The sequence below is a fragment of the Pedobacter sp. B4419 genome, assembly GCF_059693725.1.
The window spans coordinates 929,962-949,748 of record NZ_JCASSL010000002.1; the positions used below are offsets into that span (position 1 = coordinate 929,962).

The 19,787-nt window shown below is 43.0% G+C and carries 15 protein-coding genes; 11 read left to right on the forward strand and 4 right to left on the reverse strand.

Translation table 11 applies throughout. From position 1 onward, the window contains the following. Positions 1–63 precede the first annotated feature (63 nt). On the reverse strand, positions 64–1,215 hold the full coding sequence (locus AC570H_RS15605; protein WP_497356452.1) for a DUF4369 domain-containing protein: 1,152 nt from the start codon (positions 1,213–1,215) through the stop codon (positions 64–66). Positions 1,216–1,295: 80 nt separating this feature from the next. Continuing rightward, the gene (locus AC570H_RS15610; protein WP_497356454.1) at positions 1,296–2,477 is read right to left on the reverse strand and encodes a formimidoylglutamase; all 1,182 of its coding nucleotides are present in this window, start codon (positions 2,475–2,477) and stop codon (positions 1,296–1,298) included. Positions 2,478–2,551: 74 nt separating this feature from the next. On the opposite strand from AC570H_RS15610, the gene AC570H_RS15615 reads away from it, so the two are divergent. The 4 genes from AC570H_RS15615 to AC570H_RS15630 all read left to right on the forward strand — a co-directional run bounded on the left by AC570H_RS15615 (position 2,552) and on the right by AC570H_RS15630 (position 7,709). Continuing rightward, positions 2,552–3,514 carry an NAD-dependent epimerase/dehydratase family protein gene (locus tag AC570H_RS15615; protein ID WP_497356456.1) on the forward strand — a complete coding sequence of 321 codons (963 nt, stop codon included), beginning with the start codon at positions 2,552–2,554 and terminating at the stop codon, positions 3,512–3,514. 125 nt (positions 3,515–3,639) lie between these two features. Then, positions 3,640–4,938: an HAD family hydrolase gene (locus tag AC570H_RS15620; RefSeq protein WP_497356458.1), complete on the forward strand. Its 1,299-nt coding sequence runs from the start codon at positions 3,640–3,642 to the stop codon at positions 4,936–4,938. A gap of 686 nt (positions 4,939–5,624) precedes the next feature. Next, positions 5,625–6,590 carry a tryptophan 2,3-dioxygenase family protein gene (locus AC570H_RS15625; protein ID WP_497356460.1) on the forward strand — a complete coding sequence of 322 codons (966 nt, stop codon included), beginning with the start codon at positions 5,625–5,627 and terminating at the stop codon, positions 6,588–6,590. Between the two features lie 54 nt (positions 6,591–6,644). After that, positions 6,645–7,709, forward strand: coding sequence for a branched-chain amino acid aminotransferase (locus AC570H_RS15630; RefSeq protein WP_497356462.1), 1,065 nt, complete (start codon positions 6,645–6,647; stop codon positions 7,707–7,709). 121 nt (positions 7,710–7,830) lie between these two features. Here the strand turns inward: AC570H_RS15630 and AC570H_RS15635 are convergent, their stop codons facing one another. Beyond that, positions 7,831–9,657 carry a hypothetical protein gene (locus tag AC570H_RS15635; protein WP_497356464.1) on the reverse strand — a complete coding sequence of 609 codons (1,827 nt, stop codon included), beginning with the start codon at positions 9,655–9,657 and terminating at the stop codon, positions 7,831–7,833. Between the two features lie 447 nt (positions 9,658–10,104). Beyond that, the gene (locus AC570H_RS15640; RefSeq protein WP_497356466.1) at positions 10,105–11,859 is read right to left on the reverse strand and encodes an AsmA family protein; all 1,755 of its coding nucleotides are present in this window, start codon (positions 11,857–11,859) and stop codon (positions 10,105–10,107) included. Positions 11,860–12,000: 141 nt separating this feature from the next. Between AC570H_RS15640 and AC570H_RS15645 the strand changes: the two genes are divergently transcribed. The 7 genes from AC570H_RS15645 to groL all read left to right on the forward strand — a co-directional run bounded on the left by AC570H_RS15645 (position 12,001) and on the right by groL (position 19,713). Next, positions 12,001–13,542 carry a MiaB/RimO family radical SAM methylthiotransferase gene (locus AC570H_RS15645; RefSeq protein ID WP_497356468.1) on the forward strand — a complete coding sequence of 514 codons (1,542 nt, stop codon included), beginning with the start codon at positions 12,001–12,003 and terminating at the stop codon, positions 13,540–13,542. An 80-nt stretch (positions 13,543–13,622) separates the two neighbouring features. Further along, complete coding sequence (locus AC570H_RS15650; protein WP_497356470.1) at positions 13,623–14,858, forward strand: sigma-54 interaction domain-containing protein; 1,236 nt, start codon at positions 13,623–13,625, stop codon at positions 14,856–14,858. A gap of 3 nt (positions 14,859–14,861) precedes the next feature. Beyond that, on the forward strand, positions 14,862–15,368 hold the full coding sequence (locus tag AC570H_RS15655) for an LptE family protein (RefSeq protein WP_497356472.1): 507 nt from the start codon (positions 14,862–14,864) through the stop codon (positions 15,366–15,368). A 32-nt stretch (positions 15,369–15,400) separates the two neighbouring features. Next, on the forward strand, positions 15,401–16,684 hold the full coding sequence (locus AC570H_RS15660; RefSeq protein ID WP_497356474.1) for a DUF8458 domain-containing protein: 1,284 nt from the start codon (positions 15,401–15,403) through the stop codon (positions 16,682–16,684). A gap of 14 nt (positions 16,685–16,698) precedes the next feature. After that, on the forward strand, positions 16,699–17,061 hold the full coding sequence (gene secG / locus AC570H_RS15665) for a preprotein translocase subunit SecG (RefSeq protein ID WP_497356476.1): 363 nt from the start codon (positions 16,699–16,701) through the stop codon (positions 17,059–17,061). A gap of 602 nt (positions 17,062–17,663) precedes the next feature. Further along, positions 17,664–17,957, forward strand: a complete 294-nt coding sequence (gene groES / locus AC570H_RS15670; RefSeq protein ID WP_497356478.1) for a co-chaperone GroES — start codon at positions 17,664–17,666, stop codon at positions 17,955–17,957. Positions 17,958–18,072: 115 nt separating this feature from the next. After that, positions 18,073–19,713 carry a chaperonin GroEL gene (groL, locus tag AC570H_RS15675; RefSeq protein WP_497356480.1) on the forward strand — a complete coding sequence of 547 codons (1,641 nt, stop codon included), beginning with the start codon at positions 18,073–18,075 and terminating at the stop codon, positions 19,711–19,713. Positions 19,714–19,787: the final 74 nt, after the last annotated feature.

Here is a 19,787-nt window from a genome sequence, read left to right on the forward strand (position 1 = left end):
CATTAAAAAAGCCTCCTGAAAAATCAGAAGACTTTTTTAATGTTATAACTTGCTTACTTTAAATTATTTGGTTTTTCCACCTAATAATTCTTCTAGTTTTTTATGCAAAGCCTCTTCTCTTAGATTTTTAGCTACGATCTTACCTGATGGATCAACAAGGAAATTAAAAGGAATGCCTTGAATACCATAGCTTTTAGAAACTACGTTGTCCCATCCCTGTAGATCAGAAACGTGAGTCCAGGTTAAATTATCATCTTTAACTGCTTTTAACCAAGCTTCTTTTGTGGTACGTGTATTTCCACCATCTAAAGAAACACCTAAAATTGTGAAATTTTTGTCTTTGTATTTATTGAAGGCCGCCACTACATTTGGGTTCTCTCCTCTACAAGGACCACACCAAGAAGCCCAAAAATCAACCAATACATACTTTCCTTTAAAATCAGAAAGCTTTACTGGCTTGCCATCAGGATCATTTTGGGTAAAATCGGTAGTCATCCCAATTTGGGTTTTCTTGGCTCCCTCTATTACCATCTGTATATCTTTGCCCAATTTGGTTGCTCTTACGGCAGCAGAATATTTCATAAATTCTGGTTCGGCAACTTTAGGATCGATATCATAGCCCATTACACTTCTATAAGCCGATAGACCGATGTAAGAATCTTTGTTTTCTTCTGCAAATTTTTTGGTTAACGGCTCCCTGTCTTTATTCACTGCTTCGTACTTAGTCATAAATGGCTTCATAAAAACAGTGTCTTTTTTCTGTTCAGGAGTAAAGGTATTGTACTCTTTCATTAACACAGCTGTTTTTTCATCCATTTCTTTAAACAGTGATTTAAACTTTGCATTATCGTCGTTAATTTTTGAACCAGTAATTTTTGCTTTTTTAATAGAATCTGCTGAAGCAATGTTAATCGTCGTTCCCTCAAGATACATGTTTAATGCATCAGCTGGTACTCGTTTTGCAGGATCAACAGGCGCCGCGTCATGTTTAACCCTAATAGAAGCTGACGTAGGTCCGTCAACAGTTCCCTTAAATTCAAATTCGCCATTCTTAATCACAGCAGAATCTATTACTTGGCTTGAACCTGCGCGGTATGATAAAAATGCTTTGGCTGGTTCGTTAAGACTTCCAACCTTACCTTTAACTGTAAAGGCTTGTTGTGCCATTACGCCCATAGGTAAAAGGCAAATGGCTGATAAGATTAATCTTTTCATTGTTTTATAATATAAGTTTAGGTACTTTATAAATCAAATATAACAAATGTTAGCTCCGATACTAAAATTCTAACGTAAAATTAGCTGAGTTTCTGATAGGTACGCCACCAAAGGTTCGGCATTTCGCCATTTACGGCCGTATTGTAATCTTCATATCTGCATGGAACCAAGTGGTATCTTTCGTTTTTGGAGATGCCTGAAGGATAAGGCACCTGCATCCACCACCTATCCGAACGTTTGCTTTTTACAAAATTCATTTCTCCGGAGCCATCCTTTAAACTTGTTCTGTAAATGATGTACTGCGATTTTGGTGTTAAAGGAAAATCCTGTTTGCGGTTGTAAAATCCTTCCAAGAAATACCACACCATTTGCGCCAGCAACATCGCGGTTTGTCCATTGCGATCGTAGGCCGGATTGAATTCATAAAAACCGATAGAAGTCAGCTTGTCGTTCATTCCAGCATAACGGGCAATCCTACAGGCATCTTCGCCATAAAAACCATTCGGACCTGCATTGATATTGGCGCAGGCATCTGAAGAGCGGATGGCACCCAAATCAAAACTGATCATGTTAGCATTGCGGATAATTGGCTCCGTCAAAGTCATATCAGGCAAAAACTCGCCCAAGCGGTGCACATCAAAATAGAGCTTGTCCATCACTTTCAGGCTGTCCTGGTTTACAAAATACGTCTGATAGCCAATATTGCTAAAATTGAACAGGTAATTGGGTTGGTGCAGAAAAATCTTGCTCAAGTAAGAATTAGAGGTAGTTTCGACCCCTTCGTGCTGGTCTTCGTCCAAATCAAATTTAGAATCGACCACCACCAGATCTACCTTTTGCTCCAAGCTTTCATAAGCCATGTACTGGGCATAGGTAAGGTCTTGGCCACCCCCAATGATAATAGGCAGGATATTGAGTTTGACCAGTTCTGCTACTGCCGTTTTTACCGCAAAATAAGTATCTGAAACCGATTCGCCGGCAATGATATTGCCCAAATCGATGATTTTGGTGGTAAATGCGCCTTCGTTAAGCGCATAAAACTGTTCCCTAAAGTACGTTGCCGCCAAGGCACAACCATTGTTGTTTACGGCTCCACGATCATCATTCACGCCAAAAATGGCAATATCATATTGCTTTTCTTCCAGATCAGGAAATTGATCTGTGTAAAAACTGGCCTTCAAACCCAATTGACTGGTATAAAATCCCTGCTTGGGACTAAATTTTTCTGGATTGATAGGCGAAAAAAAATCTGATAAAGACATATGGCGATATGAATGTTGGCATCAAATATCTATTTTTGGGCGCATATATTAATGAACTCCCTAAAAAAAATCATATGATACTGGTAACTGGCGCAACGGGCTTTTTAGGAGCAGAACTGATCAAACAACTCACCGATCAGCAATTGCAGGTGCGCGCCATCAAAAGAAGTACTGCCAGTATCCCAGCCCTGATCAAAGACAATCCTTTGGTTGAATGGCGCATTGCCGATATCAACGAGCCAGAAACACTGGAAGATGCTTTTGATGGGGTTACGCAGGTTTATCATTGTGCGGCCTTCATTTCTTTCGATCCTAAAGACAAGACCAAACTGCTCAAAGTTAATATCGAAGGCACTGCCAACGTGGTTAATCTTTGCATGGAGCATAATGTAAGATTACTGCACGTAAGCTCTGTAGCTGCCCTGGGCAATGCCAAAAAGGGCGAACAGATTACCGAAAAAGATTTTTGGGAGTACGATCCGCATGTACATTCTTATGCCATTTCCAAATACGAGGGCGAAATGGAGGTTTGGCGGGGCGTTGCCGAAGGCTTGGATGCCGTAATCGTTAATCCGGCCGTTATTATTGGCAAAAACGCCGGCTTTACAGGCAGCGGCGCTATTTTTAAATTGGTTAAGGACGGCCTTAAATTTTACACCGATGGGGCTACTGGCATCGTTGATGTAGAGGACGTAGCCAAATGTATGATCTTGCTCATGGACAGCAAAATTACGGGTGAGCGTTACACCCTTTCGGCCGACAACCTGAACTATAAAGATTTTTTTGCTTCGATTGCCAAGGGCTTTGGCATTAAGGCACCTTCAACAGAAGCCAAGCCATGGATGCTAGGCATTGCCTGGAGAGCAGCCAAACTGGCATCGCTTTTTACCGGAAAGGCTCCCGCCCTTACCAAAGATGCAGCCCGCAGCAGCTTCAACTTGAGCTATTACAGCAATGCCAAAATCAGCGAGGCAGTTCCCATCCAATTCAAGCCGCTTCAAACCAGCATACAAGAAGTTTGCGAAGCTTTGAAATAAGTTTCCTGCTTTTTATCAAGTACCCCAAGTATTTACAACGTATTGTTATCTTTGCGCATAGCAGAAGCAGGTCGATGTGCTTTTAGCTTTGAAAATATCGCCAACATCTTATTTATTCCGTAAAAATGTCAAAGAAAGCCTTTTACATTATTGATTTTGATAGCACATTTACCCAAGTTGAGGCCCTAGATGAGCTAGCCCGTATTTCATTGAGCAAACATCCAGAAAAAGAGGCTATTTTTCAGAAAATCGAAGATTATACCAACCTGGCCATGGAAGGCAAGCTTTCCTTCTCAGAAAGTTTGGCTCAGCGCGTTAAGCTGCTCGAAGCCAATGAAGCCCACCTGAAACAGTTGGTTACCCGTTTAAAGAAAAAGGTTTCAAGTTCGTTTTCGCGCAACAAGGCCTTTTTTAAAAAGCATGCCGATGAAGTACTGATTGTTTCTGGCGGATTTAAGGAATTTATCACTCCGGTAGTGAGCCAATACCATATCAAAAAAGAAAACATCTACGCTAATACCTTTGTTACCACCGGCGATGGCAAAATTATAGACTACGACCATGCCAATCCGCTCAGCGAAGAAGGGGGCAAGGTGAAATTGATGCGTCAGCTAGACCTACAGGGCGATTTGTATGGCATTGGCGATGGCTATTCTGATTTTCAGCTGCGTGAAAGTGGCCTGATCAAAAAATTCTTTGCCTTTACAGAGAACATTGCCCGCGAAAGCATCGTTTCTAAAGCCGACCACGTTACGCCCAGTTTCGACGAGTTTTTGTATGTAAACAATTTGCCAAGGGCGATTTCCTATCCAAAAAACAGGATCTTGTGTCTGGTGATTGGTGATGTACCCGCCGAGAGCATCGCTTTGCTCAAAAAAGATGGACTTTCAATCAGGCATAAAACTTCGTTTGAAGAAAAATATGTTGGCGATGTAGGCATGATCCTTTTAGCCGATGGCGAAAAAATTGAAGAAGAAAAACTCAAGCGTGCCGTGAAGCTGAAAACCATTGGCTATTTAGGCAATGTAAAGAACAAATTTTCCCTGCAAACCTGCAACCAAATGGGCATCGTAGTTTTCGACGACCAGAAATACAATCCCCGCAATGTTTCTTTCTTGCCAAAAAGGATGATCGATTTCATGAACAAGGGCACTACCTACCTCAGCTGCAATTTTCCAAACCTGCAGTTGCCCGCCATCGATAAATCACACCGTTTGATTCATATCCATAAAAACGTACCGGGTATTATGGCGCAGATCAACACCATTTTCGCCAAGCACAACATCAACATCGTGGGGCAGTTTTTGATGACCAATGCCACTTTGGGCTATGCAATTACCGACATTAATGCCGAATATGATAAGCAGTTGTTCAAATCGCTGAAAAAAATAGACCATACCATTAAGTTTAGGGTGCTGTATTGATGAATTCCGCCTCCTAGCCGGCGGGGCTAGTCCTTTCTCCTTGATGAGAAAGTGACCAAAGAATCAAGGCTGTTGCATCTTCGTTGCGCTAGTCGTGCCGATCTTGAACAGCGCAATATGGAGACGCGGAATTGTATTGCAAAACGATAGCTTGTGCTTTTTGCTTCGGCCATCTTGCTTGTGCTGTGCCAAACAAAAGCTGCTACAAAAAATCAACCCACTATCGCTTCCGAATCTGCAAAGGCCGTATGGCGAAGTGAAATATGTTTGTGCTTGAACAAAAACCTTTTGCATCCTAATACCGACAATGCATTGCCCTAGGTGCTTTAAACCCGATTGAACGGAAAGGACCATATTTGCCCAAGAGCTCCAAGCCTTGCTTTTCGATTAAAGCTTTACAAAACAAGCGAGGGATGCGAAAGCGGGAATCGGTTGAATTCATATAACTTATTTTCCCTAAATTGCAGCCTATTAACCAATATGAACAACCCATCGTCTTCCCTATTTAATTTTGCCGAAGCCTTTAAAGCTTGGAAATGGGCCCGCATCATTAGTTTGGTTATTGCCAGGCCCAGCTAGCCGATTAATTCTTTAATTTATTGGACTGTATACGTCCATCAAAACAATAGATTTAATTAATAATTGGTCGTGCTGTTTTTAGCCTCGACCTCTTTAAAAATACAGCCATGGATTTTACTCCAGAAATTAAAAGCAAACTCGACAAGCTTCAAGAAAAATACGAGGCAATGGGCCAGGATATGGCATCGTACCTCGACGGCCTTTTATATGCCGATTTCCTCACCTATTGGGATTACATCCATTTGGATACTTTGCTGAGCCTGCAAAGCCCGAAAACACCTTTCCCCGACGAGGAAATTTTCATCATGTACCACCAGATTACCGAGCTTTACTTTAAGCTCTCGCTACATGAATGCAAACAGATTGCCGAACATCCGCAGCTGAGCGCCCAATTTTTTACCGAACGGGTTAAACGCATCAATGCCTATTTCAATGCCCTGACTACTTCTTTCGAGGTGATGGTAAACGGCATGGAAAAAGAGCAGTTCCTAAAATTCCGCATGTCGCTGTTGCCGGCCAGCGGCTTTCAGTCGGGCCAGTACCGGATGATAGAAATCAGCGCTACCGATTTTACCCAACTGGTGGACAAGAGCCAGCGCGAAGCCTTAAAAAATGCCAGCATCCAAGAAAAATTCGAATACATTTATTGGAAGTTCGGCGCTACCGAATTGGCCACAGGCAAACAAACGCTCACCTTAAAACAGTTCATCAAAAAATATGCGGCCCAATTTCTGCAACTGGCCAAAGAACGAGAACATAGCAATTTTTCGGCCCTGTACCAACAACTGGCCAGCAAAGGCGAAGATGTAAGCGAATTGGCGGAAGAATTGCGCAAATTAGACTTGTATGTAAACGTAGAATGGCCCTTATCGCATTATAAATCTGCCGTGCGTTACCTGGAGAAAGATCCTGTTGACATTGCGGCAACCGGAGGCACCAACTGGCAAAAATACCTGCCACCACGTTTCCAAAAACGGATCTTTTACCCCTTTTTATGGACGGAAGAGCAAATTGAAGAATGGGGAAAATCTTGGGTTCTTAGTGTATTGAAAACACTTCGAAATGACAAATAAATTACGCCTAACCGTGTTTTTTCCCTAATTTTGCAGCAATAAATCTTTAAAACCGTGATAGATACCTTACAAATCAAGACTACAAAAACCAGCCATTCGAGGTTGGGAGAAACAGACTTCAATGCGCTGCCTTTCGGAAAGGTCTTTACCGACCATATGTTTGTTGCAGATTTTGAAGATGGCGAATGGAAGAATTTTGAAATCCTGCCTTATGGCCCTATTGCCATGAGCCCAGCCATTTCTGCTTTGCATTATGGACAAGCCATTTTTGAGGGAATGAAGGCCTACCGGTTGCCAAATGGCGATGTAAGCGTGTTTAGGGCAGATAAAAACTTTGAGCGTTTTAACATTTCTGCCGAACGTATGGCCATGCCAACGCTACCAGAAGAAGTATTTATGCAAGGCATTGCCAGCTTGATCAATATCGATAAAGCATGGGTACCTAGCGAAGAAAACTATTCTTTGTACCTAAGACCAGTAATGTTTGCTACCGATGCCGAATTGGGCGTGAGGGCAAGCTCAACCTATAAATTTGTGGTATTAGCCAATCCAAGTGGTCCTTATTATACCAAAGCCCTAAAAGTAAAAATCGAAACCCATTATACCCGTGCCAATGAAGGCGGCGTAGGCTATGCAAAAACAGCCGGCAACTATGCCCGTTCGCTGCACCCATTTGCCGAAGCCCAAAAAGAAGGTTTTGATCAATTGATCTGGACCGACTCTGCCGAGCATAAATATGTAGAAGAATCTGGCGCTGCCAACGTAATGTTCATTTTGAACAACAAATTGGTAACTCCGGCAACTGGCGAAACCATTTTAAATGGCGTAACCCGCGATACGATTATTGTTTTGGCCGAAGAAATGGGCATTGAAGTAGAACAAAGAAAAGTTTCGATTGCCGAGATTTTGGAAGGTGCTAAAAATGGCACTTTAACCGAAGCCTTTGCCGTAGGTACCGCCGCAACGGTTACCCAAATTGGCAGCATCGGTTATGATGGTGAGCTTTATACCTTGTCTGAAGCAAGCACCCGCACTGTTTCGCCGGCCATTGCCAAAAAATTAAACGATATCCGTTATGGCTTGGCTCCAGACCAATTTGGCTGGAACTGGGTAGTTTAATATTCAAAACGTCATCCCAGACTTTATCCGGGATCTCACCCAAGATAGATGCTGGATCAGGTCCAGCATGACGATTCTTATTATAAAAAAGGCTTGATCGGTAAATTTCATCAAGCCTTTTTTATTTACGGTTGGCTTCTTCCTTTTCGCGTTGTTCACGCCGTTGCAGCCTACGCTTCCTCCTGTCTTCCCTATCGTCTTTCATCTGTTCGAATGCGGCAATCTTCGCCTTAATTTCAGCCTCTTTTTGTGGCGTAACCCCAATGCTGTATTTTACGCCCTGAAAAAGTGTTTTCCAAACAAAGTTAAAGAAAGAGCCCGTCGGCTTGCGCTCAAATTGGATTGGCGCTACGGTAAACCTGCCTGTCGAATCTGGATTATCGGCATAAATTACCAAGGCATTGGCCAAAATAGACAACAAGGCTTTTCTTCTTAGCCTTTCCTTGCCTTCTTCTTTTTTAAGCAAAGTGAGCGAAAGATCGTTGAACCTAAATTCTACCTTGCCTTTGGCCATTTGCTCGTCGGCCTTGATGTCGAAGGCAAATTGTTTGATTATGCCCTTGTTGATCTGCAGCAAGCCCAATGGTTTCGAAATCTGGTTGAGCTTGCGCCCGTCCATATTGTTGATTGTTCCCTTATAGTCAAAAGCACCTGTGGGCGAGTTCAGGTCGAATTTAAAGCTCACATTCAATTTGCCCTGCCCCATCATATAGCTTTCCAAATCTGCCTGCATTATGGGCTGTACTACCTTTACCTTGGGTATATTGGTTACGTTGCTGATCGTGCCTGAAGTCCTATCGAAGGTAATCTTGCCTTTTTGGAGGCTTCTTTTGCTGAATTCGGCATAGCTGACATTTACATTGCTGAGCTTGATTTTTTTAATGCTCAACATCAGGTCTAGTTTTTGCAAAAGCTGTTGCGGAAAACGACCAGTCCTTACCTTTTCCATTTTGGGGAAGGTTCCGTTTTTGAATACCGAGATCCCTCCTTCAGAAATATGCATTTCGTTTGCAAAAAGCTCTCTTTTTTGGATAAAAGCAGGCAAATTAATTCCATTTAAACTGATGTTGTTCATTTGGATATGGTATCGCTCGCGCGCATAGCCCGCTACTTTGGCAAAAGTTCCTTCGCTATACCTTGGCACCAGCCCAAATTGCTTGAGGTTGAGCTTTCCGCTTTTGGCATTAAATTCTAATTGATGTACTTTTAAATGATACATGCTATCGGGTGTGGCATAGGCATAATCGCTGATGTTGATGTCAATATCCTTTAACAGGTAAAGCCTGCTTGTATCTTGTGCCGATAGCGAATCGATGAGCCAATCTTTCAAGGTTACGTTCATATTGGCCACAGAGTCGATTTTTGGTATCGGGCCATTATTATCAATGTATTTCAATTTAATGTTTTTAAAATCGACCAGCTCAACCCTCATCGATTTAAAGAGCTTGGCAATGTAATCATAAGGCGATTTGCGTGGCCTCGGCGGACGATTGTCGTTAAAGTCGAAATGCTTGTTCACCATCGTTACTTCTGGTTTATCGAACAGCAGCAGCTTTACATCAACCATTTTGTTGAAATAGATATCAAATGGCCGAAACTTTTTAATGGACAGCTTTTTTAGCCGAATGTAGTACAGGTTATTGGGCGCTGTTTTGGCTGCGATTTGCAATTTGAAAACATTGGTATCTGGAATGATCCTGACATCGCCAATGGTGGCCGTGCCCGTAATAAAGTTGGTATGGATGGTGGCAAAATCCAAGCTATATAAACCATGCGTAGTAGTTTGCACCAGTTCTTTGAGCTCCTTCCTGATTAAAGGCCTAAATTTTACGCTGATGTACCAAGAAGCACCAACCAGGCTCAACGCTATAAACAGCAGTATCCCTACAATCCATTTAAACAGCTTGAATTTACGTTTCGGTCTTTCTGTCCTATTAGTGGTTTCCATCTTTGTGCACCCCAATATACAAGAAACCGATTAATTTTATGCTATCGCTTGTTCTTCGCTAACAAATTCAAAAACATCACAAGCGCAAAAAAGCTTACCATGAAGTTTTTTTGGAAAGCATTGGCAGTATCTGATTTGAGCGTTAGTCCTGCTTTTTGCTAAAGTTTTTCGCTTCCCTCAAAACTACCGCTTCCAATCAGGTTTAGCAACAACAGTCTCTGCTACTTTGCACAGGCCCAAGTAAAATAGCCCAGATTGGAGCGGCATCCTTTTTTGCCTTATTTGGCAAAAAAGATACAGTGGAAAGCTGGAATGCCTCTAATCGGTGCAAAGGCATTGCACTACAAAACAAAGGCAGCTTTAGGCTATTGTTGGTGTTCTTCACCAACGATTTAGCACAAACGTTCTGAAAAAGCTTGTTGGTGACGAACACCAACAAGTGCAAAATTAAGATTTCTTCTTTGGCCTTTCCCGCTCTTTCTTGCCTTGTTCTTTGGGAGGGCCCGATTTGGGATCGGGCATTTTTTTCATCGGCACAATGCCAATGCCCGCGGTTTCGCGCATGCCTATAAAAATGCTTTTCCACATCAGGTTAAAAAAAGAAGCCTGTGGCACCCGCTCAAAAGCAATTTGAGCTGATCTTGCGGCTTCGCCTTTAGTTGGGTTATCATTTTTGATCAGGATGGTATTGGCCAAGAAAGACAACAGACCTCGTTCTTTCTTCTCGCCGTCTTCTCCTTTTTTAAGCAGGTTCACCTTCAGGTTGGTATAGTAAAAATGCATACTGCCCTTCGAGCGCCTTACATTGGCATTCACGGCAAAATCTACTTTTTGAACATTGCCGCTCTTTATTTCTATCAGTCCGAGCGATTTAGACAATGGATTGAGCACTTGCAGGTTAAACGGCCCCACTGTTCCCGTATAAGAAAATGCGGCATCGCTAGCCTTCAGGTCGAAATCTATTTTCACGTTCATCTTGCCCTTGCCCATTACATAAGTAGTCAGATCGGCCAAGGCATGGCCATGTTGCAGCAACCTTGTCGAATCGTTGGTTACGTTTAAGATGTTGCCTGTTAAATTCTCTAGCCTTACCGTGCCTCGTTCACTCACTTTTGGGTTATATTCTGTATAAGCCACATCAATCTTGTTTACACGCAAGGTATCTACTAATGTTTGGATCGGCAGACGTTTCAAGGCTACGTGTGGGTAGTTTCGGCCTTTGTCAAAGTTAGGTGGCGGCAATCCGCGGTTCATAAATACAGCTACTTTGGCTGGGCCCAGTTCGAGTTTTTTAATGTGCAGTTCGCCATCATTGTTCAGGCCCATAAAATCGACCCCGCTCAGGTTAATTTCATTGAAATTTAAATCGTAACGGTCTTTTTGCTCCTTGTATTTCCGACTAAACTCTACATCTGGATACATGGGAATTAACTTAAAGCCCCGTACTTTTAAAGTCTTCCGGCTAATGGAACCTTCCAAAGTATCCAGTTTAAGGGTATACATTTTGTCTTTGGTGATCGATTGATAGCCATTAAGGGCAAAACTCAGGTCTTTGGTATAAAAAACCCGCGTAGTATTCTGGTCGGCCAGCGAATCAATCAGCACATCTTTAACATTAATGCCAAGGTGCTTAATGGCGTTTAGTTTTTTGGTGCCGTTGTAGTAATCGAAATCGGCATCAACCACTTGAATGCTTCCAATCCTGATGGACTTGATGCTTTTTGAAATTTGCTGATAAAGCGTCCTATCGTCTTTCGCCACCTCGCGTTTGGCCACTTTATGGTAAATCATGTCGATAGAAGGATGATCGAGCACAATTGTATTCAATTTGATCTTTTTGTTAAAATAGGCGCCCAAAATGCCCACTCGGCTCAACTTCAAATGCGCCAATTTGATTTTAAACAAGTGCGTTGGCGCTTTCTTTTGTAGCTTAAGCTGATTATACACATTGGTATCGGGCGTAAGCGTGATGCTGTCTAATACGGCATTGCCGCTCAGCAGGTTAAGGTGCACATCCTTAAAATCGATTCGATAAAGCTTATTAGAAGCTTCAGCTATGCCCTCCTTCAGCTTGGCGCTTACCAGAGGTTTCCATTTTTGGCCAAGATAAATGGCTGCCCCGCCCAAAAGAGCGATCAGAAAAAGCAATACTCCTCCAATCCACCAGGCTATTTTCTTGAAACTGCGCTTTTTTTTCGGCATAATCGATTTTTATACCTCTAATACAATAAACAGAGCCATATTGTTTGCCAATTGTAAGGAGAGCCGATTTTTAGGCTGACAATTTGTCATTTACAAATTATATTTTGTATTTTTGAAGCCCATAATTTTGATAATCCACTGATGATAGATTTACAGCTTAGCGACAAGAAACACGACGAAGAACGCCAAGGAGAGGCTTTATTGTTGGAAACCCAGCAAAAAGGCGACGGAAGGAAACTGTATATTGAAAGCTACGGCTGCCAAATGAATTTTGCCGACAGTGAAATCGTAGCTTCGATCTTGGCCGATACCGGCTTTGAAACCACAGGCGATTACCACCAGGCCGATGTGATTTTTATCAATACCTGCTCTATCCGCGAGAATGCCGAACAGCGTGTGCGCAATCGCCTTTCGCAGTTTGGAGTAGAAAAAAGAAGAAACCCAAAATTGATTGTGGGCGTATTGGGCTGTATGGCCGAACGCCTAAAGGCTAAGTTTTTGGAGGAAGAGAAACTAGTTGATGTGGTGGTTGGTCCAGATGCCTACCGCGATTTGCCCCAGCTGATTAACCAGGTAGAAGATGGCCGCAAGGCAGTAAACGTTATCCTGTCTCGCGAAGAAACCTATGCCGATATCAGCCCGGTACGTTTAACCGGCAATGGCATTACAGCTTTCATCTCTATCATGCGTGGCTGCGACAACATGTGCTCGTTTTGCGTAGTACCTTTTACCCGTGGCCGTGAACGCAGCCGCGATCCTTTTTCTATTGTTGCCGAAGCACAAGATTTGTTCGACAGAGGCTATCGCGAGGTAACCTTGTTGGGCCAAAACGTAGATTCGTACCGCTGGAGCAAAGCCCAGCCTGCAAAAGCCAGTGCTACAGATTTGGCCGACGATATGAATACGCTAGCCGGAGATGCCTTGCTAGAAGCATTGATCAATAAAACAGATCTGCCGGCAACCATGGCCAAAGCCAGTGACGAAGATATTGAAGCGGTCAATTTTGCACAGCTGCTCACCATGGTGGCTGGGATCAGTCCCGATTTGAGGATTCGTTTCTCTACTTCGCACCCTAAAGACATTACCGACGAAGTTTTATATACCATTGCCAAGCACGATAACATCTGCAACTACATCCACTTGCCGGTGCAATCGGGCAATTCGAGGGTGTTGGCGCTGATGAACCGTACCTATACCCGCGAGTGGTACATGGAGCGTATCGATGCCATCCGCAGGATCATTCCGGGCTGCGCCATCTCATCAGATATTATTGCAGGCTTTTGTACCGAAACCGAAGAGGAGCATCAAGATACCCTGAGCATTATGCATTATGCCAAGTACAATTTCGCCTATACTTTTTCTTATTCGGAGCGTCCGGGCACATTGGCTGCACGTAAATATGCCGATGATGTACCTGAAGACGTGAAAGCCCGTCGCTTGGCCGAGATCTTCAAAAAGCAACAGGAAGATTCGCTGGCCTGTTTAGAAGAGTTTGTAGGCAAAACCGTTAAGGTGCTGATTGAGGGCTTCTCTAAAAAATCGGATCAGGAATACAGGGGGCGCAATGACGAAAACGCAATGGTGGTTTTCCCAGTTAGCGATTCGGTAAAACCAGGTGAGTATGCCAATGTTTATATAGAAAGCTGTACTTCGGCTACTTTAATAGGGAAAGTAGTTGTTTAGCGTAAAGCGTTTGGCGTTTAACTAAGAGCGATACGCTTAGCGCCTTACGCCAACCCCCTAACAAACAAAACCAGACATACATGGATATACAAGATATTAAAAACAGGTTCGGCATTATTGGTGGCTCTCCGTTGCTGAACCGAGCTATAGATATTGCAAGACAAGTTGCCCCAACTGACATGTCGGTATTGATTACCGGCGAAAGCGGGAGCGGCAAGGAGGTTTTCTCCCATATTATCCACCAAATGAGCACACGCAAGCACGGCGCTTTTATTGCCGTAAACTGTGGTGCCATCCCAGAAGGAACCATTGATTCGGAGTTATTCGGACACGAAAAGGGCTCTTTTACCGGTGCGCACGAAGCCCGCAAAGGTTATTTTGAAGTAGCCAATGGCGGTACTATTTTTTTAGATGAGGTAGCCGAGCTGCCCTTGGGCACACAGGCACGCCTGCTTCGCATATTAGAAAGTGGCGAATATTTGCGCGTGGGTTCATCTAAAGTCCAAAAAACAGATGTGCGTATCATCGCTGCCACCAATGTTGATGTGTACAACCAGGTAAAATCAGGCAAGTTTCGTGAGGATTTATACTACAGGCTCAATACCGTGCCTTTGCGTATTCCGGCATTGCACGAGCGCAAGGAAGATGTTTACCTGTTGTTCCGCAAGTTTGCCGCAGATTTTAGCGACAAATACCGCAGTCCAGGCATTCAGCTGGAACCAGATGCCATCCAGATGCTGAGCAATTACAGCTGGCCAGGAAATGTGAGGCAGCTGAAAAATATTGCAGAGCAAATCTGCGTTTTAGAGAAAGACAGAAACGTAAATGCACAAGCTTTGCTCAAATATATTCCAAACGAACAAGCCAATAACCTGCCAATGGCCATTAATGGCAACAGCAAGGAAGATTTTTCTGAAAGGGACATTTTGTACAAGGTGCTGTTCGACATGAAGAAAGACATGGTGGAACTGAAGAAACTTGTAGCTGAAATTATCCAGAACGGTGGCAATACGGCGCATATTATGGCCGATAATCCGCAGTACATTAACCAGCTGTACCAAGACGTAGACTTGCAGCCTCTAAATAGCAACGAGCCTACATTGACGATTAAGCACCCTACCAACAATATCCCTTCAGATTTCAATTACGCCCACGATGCAGAGGAAGTGGAAGAATCGTTGTCGTTGGTTGACAAGGAATCGGACCTGATTAAAAAGGCGCTCAAAAAACACAAGGGAAAACGCAAGTTTGCGGCACAGGAGCTGGGTATTTCTGAGCGTACCTTATACAGAAAAATCAAAGAATTAAACCTCTAGTTTATGAAACGAATAATTTTCTTTTTAGCTGTTCTTGTCGTTGCCGGTTGCGGCTATAAATTTAATGGTGCATCGACAGATGGCTTAAAGACCGTAAACGTAAAGTATATCGAAAACATTGCACCCTTGGTTGTTCCCAACCTGAGCCAAACATTAACTGAAGACCTGAAAGAGCGGATCCGTAACCAAAGCAGGCTGATCATTACCCAAAATGAGGCCGATGCTGTTTTTGAAGGCAAGATTACTGGGTATGACATCAAGCCTATTGCCATCCAAGACAATACCCGCCCGGTGGCTGGCGCCAACCGCCTCACCATTACCGTTCAGGTTAAGTATACCAACAATGTAGATACCGGAAAGATTAAACAAAGCTTTGACGAAGCGTTCACTGCTTTTACCGATTTTACCTTGGCAGGCCAATCACTAGAATCGCAGCAACAAAGGCTCATTAAAGAGGTAAACGTAAAGCTTACCGAGAATATTTTTAACCGTGCTTTTGCACAATGGTAAAGGATTTGAAATTCAATCGTTAACTTAGCTGCATGGAGCTGGATTTAGAAATCAAACAACAATTAGCAGAATTACTTGCCAAGCCTACACAGGTAACGCAGACAAATGCTGCCATGTTGGCCGATTTGGCGAAGGCCTATCCCTACTACCAACCCCTGCACCTGTTATTGGCCAAAGCCAGCTTAGGCAATGCCGAACATGAGCATCATTTGGCTACAGCAGCGCTTTACAACAACGGTAGCTTGTTACATCAGGTTATTTACAGACCCGAGAGTTTAACAACTACCGCCATTGACCTGGTCCATCCCTTAAAAGAAGAATATTCGGCTGATGCTGCGCCTCTTGTCCAAACCGACGAGCAGGAGACCTTTGAGGAGATTATAGAAGCAGAAGCACCAGCGACAGAAGCAGTTCGAGAAGAAGTACCTGCACAACACGAAGAAGCACCAAGCGACGAACAGGAGACCTTCGAGGAAATCATAGAAGCAGGTGCACCAGTGGCGGAAGCAGTTCGAGAAGAAACACCTGTACAAATTCAGGAAGAACAGCCTAGCGACGAGCAGGAAACCTTCGAGGAAATTGCAGAGCTTGATGCGCATGAATTTATATCGGAACAAGAGGAAACTGAAGTTTCGATTGCAACTGATGCAACTTCTCAAACCGCATCCATAGGTGATGACATGGCCATTGGCAGTATTGTGGCTACAGACTTTTTCGCATTTGAGAAGAGTTTCAAAACAGAACAGGACGATGAGACGGCAAAAGTTGCTGCGCCTATTGCACAGCCAGAAGAATACGATCAAGATGCCGAGGCACAAACGGTAAGCAAATACAACGACGACAAGCTTCCTTATACCTTTTTATGGTGGCTGGCCAAAACCCGCAAGGAGCACGAGCAGATTTTTCAGCCTTATGTAACTTCAAAAGCGCCGGCACAAGCTCCGGTTACCGGAGAATTGCAACACCAGTATGTAGAGCACATCTTTCATATCCAAACGCCATTTAACACCAACGAAATAAGCAGCAATGAAGTTGCAGAAAGGTCGTTGACCAAAGGCGACGAAATTATAGAGGCTTTTATCAAAAGCGAGCCGCAGATCGGTCCGCCAAAGCCAGAGCAGATCAACAACGAAAACAAGGCCAAGAAAAGCGCCGAAGACAATTACGATTTGGTTACGGAAACTTTGGCCGCTATTTATATCGAGCAGATGCTTTACCACAAGGCGATAGACACTTATGAAAAATTAAGTTTGAAGTTTCCAGAAAAAAGCCGTTACTTTGCCGACCTTATTCAATCTTTAGAAAAGAAAATTTAACAACTTATTTATATATGGTAACCTTTTTAATCATTTTATTAGTTATTTTTTGTGTTGCTTTAGGTCTTTTTGTATTGATCCAAAACCCGAAAGGCGGTGGTTTGGCTACAGGAGGCGCAGGCAGCAACATGTTTGGCGTACAACGTACGGGCGATGTTTTAGAAAAAGGCACCTGGGTATTGTTAACCCTAATTGTAGTAGCTTCTTTGGCTATTACTAGCATTGGCAAATCTGGAAACGGCAGCGTGAGCACAGGTTCTAAAATTGATGAACAGATCAACAAGGCTGCAACTCCTCCGCTTATCGGTGGTGGTGCACCTGCAAAATCTACTACACCAGCAGCAACCCCTAAAGCTGGCGACAGTACCAAAAAATAATTTCACTCAACGAAATAATAGCAACTCCTGAGCAAAATTCAGGAGTTTTTTTGTTTTTAAGCTATCCCATTCAAATTTATTCAGCATTTTTGTTATCGGTAAAACTTAAAAACATTATTGAAATGGATCTTCACACAACTGAAATCGGACTAGTCATTTGGCAAATACTGATGATTATACTTCCTGTATCCATCATTGTTTTCTTTGTGAGGTATTTCAGAAGAAAAAACAGGATTCTGATTCTAAAAGAACAAGAGCTCAAGGCCAATAAAAAATAGCCACACTATGAGGCTAAAGTTTCTGCCGAAGCCCAAGCCCAAGTGAGCTAAACCGGATTGACGGGGAAAGCCCGGATCCCGATTTGCATCGGGAACGGACTTGTACCAAAAAGCCGGACTGCAGAAAGCGATGAAAAACCGCGCTTGTCTTTCTTAAATTTCTGCCAGACTGACACCTCTAAATAGCTGGGCCAAACCATTCTCTGCCAGTGCGTGCAAATTTGTCAAGCACAAACAACTTGGCACAAAAACTGTTCATTCCATTTCATCGTATCCTTGCATACGAATTAATTTAATTATCAAAACTAAAAATAAAGAGTATTTATGGCTTTAAACTTTAAACCTAATGCAGACAGAGTAGTTGTTGAAGCTGCTGCTGCAGAAGAAAAAACAGCTTCGGGTATCTATATCCCTGATACCGCTAAAGAAAAACCACAACAAGGAGTTGTAGTGGCAGTTGGCCCAGGCAAACACGCAGAACAAACCGGAAATTTAATTCCGCTAAGCGTTAAAGTTGGAGATCAGGTTTTATACAGCAAATACGGTGGCACCGAAGTGACCATTGAAGGAAAAGAGTATTTAATCATGAGAGATTCTGATATTTTAGGAACACTATAAAACCTGTGACGTTGCAATGTTTAAATGTTGTAACGTTCTGGAGCAGTATTAATAACGTGAGAAAAGTGAACATTACAGCTTTTCAACCTTAAAACATTCTAACAATTTACAAAAGATGGCAAAACAAGTAAAATATAACGTTGAAGCACGCGACGCCCTGAAAAGAGGTGTTGATATTTTAGCGAACGCAGTAAAAGTAACTTTAGGTCCTAAAGGCCGTAACGTAATCATCGATAAAAAATTCGGTTCTCCTGCAATCACCAAAGATGGTGTAACTGTAGCTAAAGAAATCGAATTGAAAGACCCAATCGAAAACATGGGTGCTCAAATGGTAAAAGAGGTAGCTTCTAAAACCGCAGATATTGCTGGTGATGGAACAACTACTGCTACCGTTTTGGCTCAAGCCATTGTTACTGCGGGTATTAAAAACGTAGCTGCTGGCGCTAATCCAATGGATTTGAAACGCGGTATCGACAAAGCTGTTGCTGCTGTAGTAGAGAACTTGAAAACTCAATCTCAATCTGTAGGCGACGACAACAATAAAATCAAACAAGTAGGTTCGATCTCTGCCAATAACGACGAAGTAATCGGTGCATTAATTGCAGAAGCGATGAAAAAAGTAGGCAAAGACGGCGTAATTACTGTTGAAGAAGCAAAAGGTACCGAAACCGAAGTGAAAACGGTAGAAGGTATGCAGTTTGACAGAGGTTACCTTTCTCCATACTTTGTAACCAATGCAGATAAAATGGAAGCGGAATTAGACAATCCTTTCATTTTGATCTACGACAAAAAAATCAGCAACATGAAAGAATTGTTGCCTGTATTGGAAAAAACCGTGCAAACCGGCAAACCTTTGGTAATCATTTCTGAAGATTTAGATGGCGAAGCATTAGCTACCTTGGTGGTAAACAAAATCCGTGGTTCGTTGAAAGTAGTTGCTGTTAAAGCTCCTGGTTTTGGCGACAGAAGAAAAGCAATGCTAGAAGACATCGCAATCTTGACTGGCGGTATCGTTATTTCTGAAGAAAGAGGCTACAAATTAGAAAATGCTGATTTGACTTACCTAGGTTCTGCAGAAAAAGTAGTAGTTGACAAAGACAATACAACCATCATCAATGGTGCTGGCGAATCGGCCGATATCAAAGCTCGCGTAGGCCAGATCAAAGCTCAAATCGAGACAACTACTTCTGACTACGACAAAGAAAAACTGCAAGAGCGTTTAGCTAAACTTTCTGGTGGTGTTGCTGTACTTTATGTAGGTGCTGCCAGCGAAGTAGAGATGAAAGAGAAAAAAGACCGTGTTGACGATGCTTTACACGCTACACGTGCGGCTGTTGAAGAAGGTATTGTTGCAGGTGGTGGCGTTGCCTTCATCCGTGCAGTAGCTTCATTAAACGACCTAAAAGGTGCAAACGAAGACGAAACTACTGGTATCGCCATCGTTAAACGCGCCATCGAAGAGCCATTGCGTCAAATCTGTGAGAACGCTGGTATCGAAGGTTCTATCGTTGTACAAAAAGTAAAAGAGGGCAAAGACGACTTCGGTTACAATGCCCGTACCGATGTTTACGAAAACCTGATTGGTGCTGGTGTAATCGATCCAACTAAAGTAAGCCGTGTGGCTTTAGAGAATGCCGCTTCTATTGCAGCCATGTTATTAACTACAGAGGTTGTTTTAGCTGACGATCCGGAAGAAGCTGCTGCTGGTGCAGGTATGCCTCCAATGGGTGGTGGTGGCATGGGTGGCATGATGTAATTGCCTCCGCTTTAAGTATATACTTAATTCATCATATTTCCCTTACAACCAATGGTTGTAAGGGATTTTTTTTG

Excerpts from the sequence above, each read along its gene's own strand:
- AC570H_RS15645 (WP_497356468.1), top strand. The coding sequence starts at position 12,001 with ATGATAGATTTACAGCTTAGCGACAAGAAACACGACGAAGAACGCCAA.
- AC570H_RS15605 (WP_497356452.1), bottom strand. The coding sequence starts at position 1,215 with ATGAAAAGATTAATCTTATCAGCCATTTGCCTTTTACCTATGGGCGTA.
- AC570H_RS15660 (WP_497356474.1), top strand. The coding sequence starts at position 15,401 with ATGGAGCTGGATTTAGAAATCAAACAACAATTAGCAGAATTACTTGCC.
- groL (WP_497356480.1), top strand. The coding sequence starts at position 18,073 with ATGGCAAAACAAGTAAAATATAACGTTGAAGCACGCGACGCCCTGAAA.
- AC570H_RS15625 (WP_497356460.1), top strand. The coding sequence starts at position 5,625 with ATGGATTTTACTCCAGAAATTAAAAGCAAACTCGACAAGCTTCAAGAA.
- groES (WP_497356478.1), top strand. The coding sequence starts at position 17,664 with ATGGCTTTAAACTTTAAACCTAATGCAGACAGAGTAGTTGTTGAAGCT.
- AC570H_RS15655 (WP_497356472.1), top strand. The coding sequence starts at position 14,862 with ATGAAACGAATAATTTTCTTTTTAGCTGTTCTTGTCGTTGCCGGTTGC.
- AC570H_RS15615 (WP_497356456.1), top strand. The coding sequence starts at position 2,552 with ATGATACTGGTAACTGGCGCAACGGGCTTTTTAGGAGCAGAACTGATC.
- AC570H_RS15650 (WP_497356470.1), top strand. The coding sequence starts at position 13,623 with ATGGATATACAAGATATTAAAAACAGGTTCGGCATTATTGGTGGCTCT.
- AC570H_RS15620 (WP_497356458.1), top strand. The coding sequence starts at position 3,640 with ATGTCAAAGAAAGCCTTTTACATTATTGATTTTGATAGCACATTTACC.
- AC570H_RS15640 (WP_497356466.1), bottom strand. The coding sequence starts at position 11,859 with ATGCCGAAAAAAAAGCGCAGTTTCAAGAAAATAGCCTGGTGGATTGGA.
- AC570H_RS15635 (WP_497356464.1), bottom strand. The coding sequence starts at position 9,657 with ATGGAAACCACTAATAGGACAGAAAGACCGAAACGTAAATTCAAGCTG.
- AC570H_RS15610 (WP_497356454.1), bottom strand. The coding sequence starts at position 2,477 with ATGTCTTTATCAGATTTTTTTTCGCCTATCAATCCAGAAAAATTTAGT.
- secG (WP_497356476.1), top strand. The coding sequence starts at position 16,699 with ATGGTAACCTTTTTAATCATTTTATTAGTTATTTTTTGTGTTGCTTTA.